The following is a 12,220-nucleotide window of genomic DNA, read 5'->3' as shown; positions in this document are numbered from 1 at the left end:
GAGCCCCGGCACTGCGCAGTGCCGGGGCTTTATGGTAAAAGAGCGTGTCTGGTTTTGACAGAACGGATTAGCTGTGCTGACTTTTGGTTGCCTTGGCTTCGCCTCGCAATGACAGCCGTTATTCCTTCACAAAGCGCTTGGTCTCCTTGGCGCCGTTGGTGACAATCTGATAGTAGTAAGTGTCGGCGGGCAGGTCGCTCAAATTGAGTTGCTGGGTGTGAGGGCCTTTTTCGGCGTTGCGCTCGTTTAGGAGAGTGCGGAGCTGGTTGCCGTTCTTATCGAGCAGGTTGACGGTCACAGGGCCGGCCTTCTTCATCTCGTATTCGAGTTGGCTGGTGGCTGTGGTGGGGTTGGGGTAAAAGCTGGTGGCTACCAGGGTGCGCTCGGCTTTCTCTACTGCGGCGGGCTCCATCAGCAGAAACTGCACGGGGCGGAAGAAGCGGTGCATCTCGCCAAAGCCGTGCATGTGGCCGGCGAACTTCGCCAGATGCTCTCGCTGCTCGGGCGTGGCGTTTTTCGTCACAATGGCTTTCATATCAGCCGTCCACTTTTCCCTTTGCGGCTGCACCTCCTCGGTCAGTTTAGTGATGTTGGCCTCGTATTTCTGGGCCATTTGGGCCACGTTGGTCATGATGGCGCGCGTTTCCCGGTGTAGCAAGTAGAACTGGTTGCGTTGCGCATCCGTCATTTCTGGGAACCGGCCCTGCGGAGCATCGGCAGACAGGAGGCTTTGGCGCAGGACCTGGCCTTTTTCCTTCAGCGCCTGCAGCTGGGCGCGGTAGGTGGCCAGTTGGGCCCGGTCATCGGCAGCGAGCTGTGCCTCCAGTTTCTGGCGCTGCTGGCGTAGCACGGGCAGCACGCTGGCCTCGACATAGGCTTTTACCTCGCGGCCACCGGGGCGGCCTTCGTGCGGATGTCGGCCACCGTGCGCCTGGCTGGCAACAGTAGTTGAGAGAAGAATGAGCAGCAGGAGGCCGCGCAATTTGAGTGAAGGTGTTTTCATAGGAATTTGAGATGTAAACAATAGATTGTCAATCAATACCTATAGACGTAGCCGTGGCGAAGGGGTTTAAATAAGCCGCATTTTTTTCCGGCTCCTCAACGCGGCTTGCCCGTAAGCGCCCACAAAAAAGGCCAGCCCGTGCGGGCTGGCCTTTTCATTGCGTTTGGCAGGGGTTACTCCACCACCACTTTGCGCGTCACGGGCGTGCCGTCCACGTTCAGGCGCAGGGTATAGACGCTGGCGGCCAGGCCGCGCACGTTCACTTCGGCGTTGAGGGCTTGGCCGGGAGCGGCGCTCAGGCGCTGCGTCCGCACGGTCTGGCCCAGCGTATTGATGAGCGCCGCCGAAACAGTCGTCTTGCTATTCGCGGCCGGCAGCTGCACCCAGAACGAGCCCGAAGCCGGGTTCGGGAACACCTGCAGCTGGGCATTCAGGGCCTGCGGCGTGGTGGCCAGCACGGCGGAGGCCAGGCCTTTGAAGCGCACGTTTTTGAGCATGGCGTAGCGCGGGGTGCCGGTGCTGCCGCAGGCGTAGTACAGGCGCACGGTCAGGGTGCGGCCGCCCGGGATGGTCACGCCGCCGCTGCGCAGGGCCAGGCGGTAGAGGTTGGTCGGGCCGCCCGTCTGGTTCAGCAGCGGGAAGGAGTTGTTAAAATTGCCGCTGGCCGTGAAAACCAAAGCACCGCCGGGGCCCGTGCCGGCCACAATTTCCGTCGAGTCGGCCGGCGAGGTAAAGCCGTTCAGGGAGTACACCACGCCCATCTTGGTGTTGGAGCTGGTGTTGTAGAAGGCCGAGTTGAACAGCAACGAATCGACGCGAGCCGTCGAGCCGGCCGCCATGGTCAGCGTGAACTGCTCGTAGTACATGCGGTTCAGGGTACCGCCCACCACGGTCCAGGTGCCGTCGCCGTTGGCGCTGGGGCCGAAGGCCTGGCCGAACTGGTTCGAGTAGGCCGGAATGGTGGGCATGGTAGTGCCGTTCGAGAGGTACAGGCGCTTGAGCGTGGGCGTGGTGGCCACCACGCGGTTGCTGCGAATCTGGGCGCTGTCGGTGTTGTTCACGCGCAGCGGCCAGTGCTCCAGCACGTTCGATACGAGCGGCGCGGCCACCACGTCGCCCTTGATGCGGAAGTTTTTCAGCATGGCGTAGCGGGGGGTGCCGGTGCTGCCGCAAGCGTAGTACAGGCGCACGGTCAGCGTCTGGCCGGCGTTCACCGTCACGCCGCCGCTGGGGTTGGCGGTGCTGGGGCCGTTGAGGGCCACGCGGTAGAGGGCGGTGGGGCCCGCCGTTTGGTTCAGCAGCGGGAACGAGCGGTTGAAGTTGCCGCTGGCCGTGAGGGCCTGCGCGCCGCCCGGGCCCGTCACGCCGGTGATTTCCGTCGAGTCAGCCGGCGAGGTAAAGCCGTTGAGCGAATACACCACCGCCATTTTGGTGTTGGAGCTGGTGTTGTAGAAGGCCGTGTTGAACAGCAGCGAATCGACGCGCACGTTGGTAGCGCCGGCGGCCACGGTCATCGTAAACTGCTCGTAGTACATGCGGTTGAGCGTGCCGCCCACCACGGTCCAGGTGCCGTCGCCGTTGGCGCTGGGGCCGAAGGCCTGGCCGAACTGGTTCGAATAAGACGGGATGGTGGGCATAGTGGTGCCGTTCGACAGGTACAGGCGCTTGAGCGTGGGCAGGGAGGCCGTCAGGCGGGCGTTGCGGGCCTGGGCACTATCGGCAGCGTTCACGCGCAGCGGCCAGAACTGCAGAATGTTCGAAGTAATGGTGGGCGCCACAATGGCCGTGCCGTTCAGGTTCAGCACCACGGTGGTAGCGTTGGTGCTGGTCAGCGTCAGCGTGCCGGTGTAGGTGCCGGCCGTGGTGGCATTCAGGCGCACGTACACCGGCGTGCTGGCCAGGGCGCCGCTGGTGGGCGTCAGGGTCACGCTGTTGGCATAGGTGCCGCCCGAAGTCAGCGAAACCTGGTAGTTGGCCGATGCTGTCACGGTCACCGGGCCCGCCAAATCGGAGCCGGAAACCGCCACGCTCTGGCCCGGCGAGCCCGAACCCAGCTGCTGCGTGAAGTTGCCGATGTTGCCAACCGTCACGATGGCGGGCGCGCTGCTAATGGTCACGGTGTCGGACGAAATCTGGCGCACAGCGTTGCTGCCGCGCACGAAGTACTTATACAGGCTGCCCGAAGCCGGGATGGCGTCCGAGTACGAGTAGTTGAAAATGGTGTCGCTGGGCTCGGTCTGGGTGCCCACCACGGCGAAGGCGCCGAGGGCGGCCGGCGGCGTGGCCGTGGCGCGGAAGATGCTCAGGATGTCGCCGCTGATGGGCCAGCTTGTGTTCCAGGTGAAGGTCGAGTTGGTGGTGCCCTTCACGCCCCGGAGGTTGTTGACGATGACGGTTTTCACAAACGGTGTGGTGCAGTCAATCAGCGTGCAGGGGTCCCAGGTGCCGAGGATGTTGGCCTTGGTGTAGGTAGCCGCTTGGGCGGCGGTGAGCTGCGACGACGGCTGCACCGGCGTCAGGCCCTGGCCCGACAGCACGCGGCTGCTCACGTTGATGGGGCGGCCGTTGAAGTGGGTGTTCTGATACTCCACGAAATACGAGTCGCGGATGGTGGCCGTGCCGGCCGAGCTGGTCGGCGACCAGCCTTCGTCTAAGATGAGGGGCGTGGACAGGTTGCAGTTCAGGAAAGCCGCCTTGGGGTTGGCCTGCCAGGGGCGCCCGAGGTCGTAGCGGGTGCCGCCGGCCACCGAGTGCCCGGTTACGTTGCAATTCTTGAACACGAGGCCGTACGCCTGCCCGGTGGGCGTGTTGGGCACGGCGATGTAGGAGGTCGAAGCCGTAGCCTTGTTCTTCGCGTACACGTTGCAGTTCTCGAACAGGGCAATGGCGCTACCGAAGATGAAGTCGGTGTTGCCCTCGATGTAGCAGTTCACAAAGTACTGGCGCGGCGTGCCGTTGCCCTTCAGGTACATGGTGTCCTGGTTGCCCAGGAAGCGGCAGTTGCGGAAGGCCGCCCGGTCGTTGTTCACCAGAATGGCCACGGCCTGCCCGTTGGAAGCGGCCTCGCCAAACGAGTTTTCAAACGTCAGGTTCATGGCCGAGAAGTCGGCGGCGTTGATGGTCACTGAGGCCGAATTCTGGGTTCCCAGGGCCACGCCGTTCACGATGGTGCCGGCCGAGTTGTTGTAGGTGATGACGGTGCTGCCCACGTTTTCGCCCACCAGCTGAATGAAGGGCTTGTTGGCGGGCACGTGCACCAGCTCGCGGTAGCGGCCGTTCTTGATAAAAATGCTGAAGGGCGCGGTGCGCCCGGTCGGGGCCGCGTCGATGGCGGCCTGCACGGTGGTGTAGTTGCCGGTACCGTCTTTGGCCACCGTCAGGTCGTAGGCATACAGCTGCGGGCACAAGGCCAGCAGCAGCAGCGTGAAAGCGCCGGTGAGCACGGCACGTAGCGTAGGAATTGGGTTCATAGGGGGAACAGTGTTGGGTGGGACTCCTTAAAATGAATGGTTTTAGGCAGAAGAAAGATAAGCTCCCCGCCTACCGGTACCGTACTGAAAAGCCCAATTAAATCCTCGCAATCGTTGCCGGGAACGTTCCCACTAGCCTTGCAGCGGGCAACCTCGCAGGCTACATGTCCAACTCTTTCAGTCGCCATTTACCTTCGGCACCATGACAACTGCTCAAGACCTCGTTGACCACCTGCAACTACAGCCCCATCCCGAAGGCGGCTACTACCGCGAAACCTACCGGGCGGCACTCGAAATCGCCGCCGACAGCGGCGCCCTGCGCAACGTGAGCACCGCCATCTACTACCTGCTCGAAAACGACAACCGCTCGCACTTCCACCGCATCCAATCCGACGAGTTGTGGTTCTTTCACCAAGGGCAGCCGCTGGAGGTGCTGTTGCTGCAAAATGGCGAACTGACCATTCTCACGCTGGGCCACGATGTAACCCAGGGCGAACTGCTGCAAGCTGTGGTGCCGGCACACACTTGGTTTGGCGCGCGGGTACAGGGCGGCACGGGCTTCGCGCTGGTCAGCTGCACGGTGGCGCCGGGCTTCGATTTTGCTGATTTTGAGCTGGCCGACCGCGCCCGGCTCACCGAGGAATTCCCAGAGTATGCCCCGGTTATTGAGCAAATGACACATTGAACACCACCACATTAATGCGTGCGAACACTCCCGCCGCATTTGTCCTCACCAGCAAATTGACTAAGGCACAACAAAAAGGCCGGCCTATCAGGGCCGGCCTTTTTGCCAATATTGAGTGGCGTAGCTTATTCCACCACCACCTTACGGACCAGCGGCGTGCCGTCCACGTTCAGACGCAGCGTGTAGACGCCCGCGGCCAAACCGCGCACGTCGAAGGCGGCATCGATGGCCTGGCCGGCGGGCGCGCTTAGCGAGCGGGTCAGCACGGTTTGGCCCAGGGCGTTCACCAGCGTAGCCGATACCGCGGCTTTACTGCTGAGCACCGGCAGCTGCAGGCGGAACGAGCCCGAAGCCGGGTTCGGGAACACCTGCACCTGCGCGGCCAGGGCCTGCGCCGGCGTGCTAGCCAGCACGCTAGCCGAGCGGAATTCTACTGAGAATCGGCCCGTAGCCGAAGTACCCGTCAGGGCGAAGGCGTAGCGGGTGCCGGTGGCCAGCACCGTGCGAGTGCCAGTCAGGGCGTCAACCAGCGTGGCCGTGCCGGTGAAGTTGGCCAGTTCACCTACCTGCAGGAGGTAGCTGCCAGCCTGCGGCACCTGCACCGTGAGGGGTACTAGTACGGTAGCGTTGGTCAGCACGGGCAGGCCGTTGATGGACAGCTCCTCACCGGCAGCCAGCGAGGCCAGGCTCAGGCCGCTGGGGTTGGCCAGCTTGCGGGCGTCGTACTCAGCATCGGCGGCGGCGGTAGCACCGGCTTCAAAGTAGATATAAGCCTCGTCGAGGCCGGCCGTGGCGCCGTTCAACTGCAGCTGCAGCTGCGGGCGCGTGTCGGTAGCACCACGCCCAAAGGCGGGCTGCGGGCCGAAGGTAGTCACGCGGTTGGCGTTGGTCAGGTTCACTGCGCCGGCAGCGCCAATCGTACCCACCCGCACAAAGTAACCTGCGGCCGTCGGAATCAGCGGCGAGGCGCCGCCGATGCCGTTGGTGTAGCTGCGGTAGCTGCCGCCGTACTGGCCGCTACTCTGGAACACGTACATGGCAGCCTCCATGCCGGGGCGCTGGGCCGGGGCTACGGTGCTCCAGTCCAGCGGGGCCGGATAAGGGTTGCCCAGGAACTGCCAGCCGCCGTTGACGCTGGTGTAGCCCAGCGCGCCCGAATTCTGGCTGCCGTTGTTCAGCAAGCCTACAAAATCAACCAGCGCGGTGTTGGGCGCGTTCACGGTATAGCCGCGGTTCACGGCCATGGGGCTGCCCGCTGCGGGCACAAACCAGCCCTTATCGAAGGGCCCGTAAGTGGACGTGACGGTGCCCACGCGGGCTTCGTTGTAGCCAAACACGTTCGGGAAATTCGGAATTGTGCTCGGCGTCGGGCTGGTATTGTAAGCCGTGTTGAACACTGGGGTGAAGTTGCTCGTGGCCAGGTCATCCACCGTGGTGTTGCTCACCGGCGCCGAGTAGTGGCGGTAGCCAATGGGGTTGGCGTTGTCGATGTAGCGCTGCACGGTGGCCGTGCCATTCACTATGCTGCCCGCCGTGCCGTTATCGAGCACCGCCGTGCCCGCAGCCGACGAGAGCAGCGTGAAGGTTTGGCCGCCCGTGTTCAGGTTGCCTATCTGCAAAGTCACCTGCTGAGCCACGGCCACAGCCTGGCTGAGGGTCAGGCCAGCAGCGTTGGTCACGCCCAGAGCCGCCACCTGCGTGGGCAGGTCCGGGCCCGTCACCTGAGCTACCGTGCCGTTGTAGATGTAGGCTGCCGCCGGGCTGTAGGTACGGTTGCCCGAAACGCGGATGGCGCCCAGCGCACCCGTGCCTGTGCCGTAGATGCCAGCCTGGTCGCAGATGGCCAGCCCGCCGCCGGCCTGCAGCACGAAATTGCCCGTTCCCGAAATGGACTGGCAGTTCTGGATGAGCAGGCCATTGGGCTGCACCGTAAGGGTGCCGGCCACGGTGAGCGCCCCGGCCACGATGGCGTTGCCGCCAGAGGCAATGGTCACGTTGTTGTAGTTGCCCGCAATGGGCGTGGGCGCGGTGGGCGTGCCCGTTGTCACCGTCAGGTCGGGCAGCGTGGCGGCCGTTCCCTGGCCGCTCAGGTTGATAACGTAGCTGCTGTTAACGGTGCTGTTGCTGCTGATGGTGACAGTACCCGTGCGAGTGCCCGGAGCTGTGGGCCCAAAAATCACCAGAAACGTAGCCGAGCTTCCCACCGCAATAGTGAAGGGCAGCGTCGGACCACCCGAGCCGAATGAAGTCGAAAAATCGGTACCACCCGGGGCCAACCCGGTGATGGTGAGGGGCGCGGTGCCCGTGTTCTGAATGGTGAACGTGACGTTGCTGAAGCTGCCCACCGTGGTGGGAGCAAATCCGCTGAACGTGCTACCGCTAACATAGGGCGTAGCGCCTTGCAGCACGGTGATAACGGGCACCGGCACGGCCGTCCCGTTGCCCGTCAGGTTCACTGTGTAGGCAGCACCGTTGCTGGCATCTGAGTTGATGACCAGCGTGCCCGTGCGCGTGTTCAGCGCCGTGGGCGTAAACGTGACGCTTACCACGGCCGTGTCGCCGGCCGCAATGGTGGTGGGCACCGGGCCACTCACCGCAAAATCGCCGGTGGTGCTGATGCCGCTGATGGCGAGGGTGCCCGTGCCGTTGTTGGCCAGCGTGAAGGAAATCGGCGCGCTGGTGGTGCCCAGCGTCTGGTTGCCAAAGTTGTAGGTCGTGCCGTTGCTGGGGTAGGCCGTGATGCCGCGGCGCACCGACAGGCGGGCAGTAACCGCAGCCGCCGTGGTCAGAGGCGAGGAAGCCGAGACCTGGCTGGGGCTGGAGAAGCCCGCGTTGCAATCCGACGTAGCCGTTACCGAGTAGCTGGTGCCGGCCGTGAGGCCCGTCAGGCTGACCGGCGAAGTGCCGGTGGCCGTGACGGCCGTGCCGCCCGCCGTGGGCGTGGCCGTTACGGTGAAGGTGGTACCGCCGTTGGTGCCGGGCGTCAGGCTCACGCTGGCCGTGGTTTGGGCGATGCTGCCGATGCTGGCGATGGTGGGTGCGCCGCAGGCCACCACCACGGGGTTGGCGGTCAGCGAGAAGTTGTCGATGGCCAGGCCGTCGTCGTTGCCGGTGAGGTCCGGGTCAACCCAGCGGATGAAGAAGACGGCGCCGGGTGCAATGTTCAGGCCCGAAATGGTGCCCGAAACGGCCGTTTGGTTTGCGGCGGCGTTGCCGTTCCGCGCCCCAACGGCCGCGCTAAAGTCAGCCGTCGTGGGCGTCGAGAAGTTGAGGGCCGAAAAAGGCGTGTAAGTAGCCGTGGCGAAGGTGCCGCCGCCCGTGCTGTAGCTAAACTCCAGCCGGTCGAGCCGCCCGCTCAGTGCCGATAAGCGCCAGAGCTCGCCGGTGTAGCTGATGAGCAGCGAGGTGATGGGCACACCGGTGTTGTTCGTGTAAGTCGCGCCGATGGTGGACTGCAGGCTGCCGCTGGCCAGTGTGCCAAAAGCCCGTTCCGTAGCGGTGCCCGTGCCGTAGCTGAAGGTATCGCCCGTGGCAGAGCCGCCGTCATCGGCTCGGTAGGTTGTGTTGGCATTGGTATCTGCTTCGTCAAAAGTCCAGCCCAGCGGCAGCGTGCTGATGCTGTTGGCAGTGCCGCCCGTGGCCAGGCTGTTAAAATTCTCGCTGTAAGGCGTATTCACCGCCGCAATGCTAATGGACGGCGGCGGCGGAGTGGCGGTGGTGAAGGCGGTGGTGGCGGCCGTGGCGGTGGCGCCGCCGGCGCAGTTGCTCACGATACTCACGGTATAAGCCGTGCCAGGCGTCAGGCCGCTGAAGCTCACCGAGTTGGCCCCGGCGGCCAGCGTTTGCGTGGTGGTAGCTGGCACGGTTGTCACCGTGTAGCTCGTGGCCGTGGCACTGCCCGTGAAGGTGACATCGGCCGAAGTGGTGGTCACGTTGGCCGAGGCCAGCGCCGTGGGGGCGTTGCACACCGAGGTAGTGGTGAACGTGGTGGTGGCCGCAGCAGAAGTAGCGCCCGCGTTGCAGTTGCTCACGATGCTCACCGTGTAAGCCGTGCCCGCCGTCAGGCCGGTCAGGTTGGCCGAGGTGGCGCCGGCCGCCAGGGTTTGCGACGAAGTAGCCGGCGTGGTGGTCAGGGTGTAGCCGCCGGTGGCCGTGGCGCTGCCCGTAAAGGAAACCGTGGCCGTGGTATTGGTAATGGCGCTCACCGAGAGCGCCGTGGGCGCGTCGCAGGGCGACGCCGACGCCGACGTGGTGAAGGTGGTGGTAGCGGCCGTGGCGGTGGCGCCGCCGGCGCAGTTGCTCACGATGGATACCGTGTAGGCCGTGCCCGCCGTCAGCCCGCTGAAGCTCACCGACGTGGCGCCGGCCGGCAGCGTCTGCGGGGTGGTGGCCGGCGTGGTCGTCACCGTGTAGCTCGTGGCCGAGGCGCTGCCCGTAAACGTCACGTCCGCCGTCGTCGTCGTCACGTTGGCCGGCGCCAGGTTGGTCGGGGCATCGCAGACGGCCGGCGTGACAGCCGTGATGGAAAAGTCGTCGATAGCCAGCCCGTCGTCGGCGCCGGTGGCGTCGAAGTCGTTAAAACGAATGTAGAAGGTGGCGCCATCGGCGATGGTCAGGCCCGAGATGGTGCCGGAAACGGTCGCCCGGTTGGCCGTGGCGTTGCCATCCAGGCCAATGCTTGAAGTGACGTTGTTCACCACGCCGTTATAGTCCAGCGGGTCCACGTTCACGTACGTGCCGGTCGTCAGCGAGGTGGCATTCGTGCTGTACTGGAAGTCCAGACGGTCGGCGGTGCCGCGGGCCGGGGTGGCCCCGGCCAGGCGGTACGTCTCGCCCGTGTAGCTCACGTTCAGGCTGGTAACGGTAGCGCCGGTGTTGTTGGTGAAGGCAAAGCCGAAGGAAGGATTCAGCGAACCGCTGCGCACGCTACCAAACGCCCGGTCCGTCGAGCCCGTCGCGCTCGTGCCAAAGCTATAGGTGTCGCCGGTGCCCGAACTGCCGCCGCCGGCAGCGGTAATGGTTAGCGCCGTGTAGGTATTGTTGGCGCCCGAGCCCGAGACGTTGGTTTCAACAAACCCAAAGCCCACCGGGACGATTGAACTGGTGCCCGTGGCAGCCAAGACGTTGAAATTCTGCGTATAGGCCGTGGCGCCCAGGCTGATGGGCGTGATGGCAGTAGGGGTTTGCAACTGAGCCCAGGCACCCAAAGGGCCTAAAAACAGCGACAACAAAAGCAACCAGGCTCCAAAAGCCGACTGCCGCGCAGTAGTGGTTTGTCTCATAAAATGTGGGAATGTGGGAAAAGAAAAACGCAACCGTGGGAAAATCAAAAACAAGAACTCCGATGCAAGCAAGAAAGGGCAAAATTAGCACCTGTGGTACTATTCTTTGTTTAAAGTTTCTGTTACCAGCAAACACCGCTGCCCTGAGCCTGCCGACTTCTTATCAAACCTACGAAAAATTCTGGTGGACATAGCTATACTTTAATCAGTCCCGACAGGAGTATTTTGGCAGCACCGAAGCCGGCCCTCCGGCAGGATTTTGGCCGGTTTGCTTTCGTCTTTTCTTTATAATGAGGCCCGAGCCGCCGGTGCTGCACCGCCGAGACCGATGGTAAATGGCAGCAAAGGGCCGCGTGGCGTCCGGGCACCTTTTTTCAGCAGCATCCGCCCACGCAGCGGGGGAAGGGGTGCTCAGCGCAGCGCCCGCAGTTGCTCCAGCGCTTCCTGGGTTTCTTTTTGCTTGTCACCTTCCTTCTCTTCCTGCGAAACCGGGCCTTTGGGCGCCGAGCCGTAGAAAGCCAGGATGTTTTGGCGCGCCACCGGGCTCAGGGCCTCAAATTTTTTCTTGGCCAGCTTGCGCACCCACTCGCCGTAGGTTTCGTCGGCTAGGCCGTACTCGCCGGCGTGCGTGGGGTGGCCGGTGTCAAAGTCAGCGTTGGCCAGGGCGAGCGGGGCAGCGGCGGTGTCGGCAGGCTGGCGGGCGATGTTGGCGCAGTAGCTGGCCATCACCTTCTGGAAGCTGGTCCGGAATACTTTTTGCGCTTCAGGCGTGGGCAGCTTGAAGGCAAAGGGCTTGAGCGGACCAATTTTGGGCAGCACCCGAATGAAATACGAGATGATGCGCGCCCCGAAGCCGGGCCGTTGGTAGTCGTTGCCGTACTCCTTGCGAAACGCGGCGGGGCTGTTGCGCGCCATATAGTCGCGGCGGCGCGCGCCGGGGCTCAGCTTCAGTATTTCTTTGCGCTTGTAGTGCCAGGCGGCCCGGGCTGCCTGCGGAATGAGCTGGCTCACGGCAAAGCGGTAGCTGGCAATGCTCAGGTCCACGTTGAGAATTACCTGGCCCAGTTCCAGGCCGTAGGTTTTCAGGAAGGCCCGCTCCAGCACGGCCTTGCTCACCTGGAAGCCAATTTTCTGGTGGTAGTCCTGGCTGCGGTACTTGCCGCTGGCCAGCTGCACCACGTCGAAGGAAAACTCCATCTGGCCGTGCTGGTACTTGCCCTGCTCGTAGGTCACCACGTCGCCGTATTTCGCTTTCAATTCAGGGTACACCATGGGCACGGCGCGGTTGGTGCCCTCGGAGTGGCCGTTGAGGTCGGCCGAGTAGTGGGCCAGCGCGCCCAGGGCAAAGGCGTAGTCGTTGCGGTCCTGCGCTTCCATGAGCAGGTTGCGGATGAAGTCGCCCGAGCGCACGTAGTGGGTCAGGTTCGTAAACAGCACCGAGCCAAACGGATAGTAGCCCATGTCCTGAATAATAGCCCCGCCGTAGGCATAGGCCTTGGCATCAACCAGCTGCTCGGGCGTGGTGGTGGGGTAGCGCTTCAGAATGGCCGGCACCAAGCACCGTTCCCAGGTCGAGTCAATATTGGCTTCGTGCGTGAGCACAGCGTAGCCCGCCGCCGGACGAGCCGAAAAAGCCAGCAGCACCGCCAGCAATAGGAAATAAATACGCGACATGCAGAAATGAGTAAGCCCGACGCTGGGAGCAGCCTCGGGGTCCTGCAACGGCAAACCCCACGCTTCTGTTTTCGAGCGCCCCGGCGTGCCCCGCTCACACATGCCG

Annotated in this window: 5 protein-coding genes; 1 reads left to right on the top strand and 4 read right to left on the bottom strand. The window is 63.7% G+C overall.

The window, feature by feature from the left end:
• Nucleotides 1-118 precede the first annotated feature (118 nt).
• Together MTP16_RS12580 and MTP16_RS12575 are read right to left on the bottom strand one after the other, a co-directional pair.
• The gene (locus MTP16_RS12580) at nt 119-1,003 is read right to left on the bottom strand and encodes a T9SS type A sorting domain-containing protein (protein WP_243509013.1); all 885 of its coding nucleotides are present in this window, start codon (nt 1,001-1,003) and stop codon (nt 119-121) included.
• 173 nt (nt 1,004-1,176) lie between these two features.
• Complete coding sequence (locus MTP16_RS12575) at nt 1,177-4,473, bottom strand: pectinesterase family protein (RefSeq protein ID WP_243509010.1); 3,297 nt, start codon at nt 4,471-4,473, stop codon at nt 1,177-1,179.
• Nucleotides 4,474-4,675: 202 nt separating this feature from the next.
• On the opposite strand from MTP16_RS12575, the gene MTP16_RS12570 reads away from it, so the two are divergent.
• Complete coding sequence (locus MTP16_RS12570) at nt 4,676-5,158, top strand: cupin domain-containing protein (RefSeq protein ID WP_243509007.1); 483 nt, start codon at nt 4,676-4,678, stop codon at nt 5,156-5,158.
• Between the two features lie 125 nt (nt 5,159-5,283).
• Here the strand turns inward: MTP16_RS12570 and MTP16_RS12565 are convergent, their stop codons facing one another.
• Both MTP16_RS12565 and MTP16_RS12560 read right to left on the bottom strand, forming a co-directional pair.
• Nucleotides 5,284-10,440, bottom strand: a complete 5,157-nt coding sequence (locus MTP16_RS12565; RefSeq protein ID WP_243509005.1) for a beta strand repeat-containing protein — start codon at nt 10,438-10,440, stop codon at nt 5,284-5,286.
• Between the two features lie 411 nt (nt 10,441-10,851).
• The gene (locus MTP16_RS12560; RefSeq protein WP_243509002.1) at nt 10,852-12,114 is read right to left on the bottom strand and encodes a zinc dependent phospholipase C family protein; all 1,263 of its coding nucleotides are present in this window, start codon (nt 12,112-12,114) and stop codon (nt 10,852-10,854) included.
• Between the last annotated feature and the right edge of the window lie 106 nt (nt 12,115-12,220).

This window comes from Hymenobacter monticola, from assembly GCF_022811645.1.
Taxonomy (GTDB): Bacteria; Bacteroidota; Bacteroidia; order Cytophagales; family Hymenobacteraceae; genus Hymenobacter; species Hymenobacter monticola.
The sequence above is the reverse complement of the archived record's forward strand: the minus strand, read 5'-3'. Positions and strand labels throughout refer to the sequence as shown.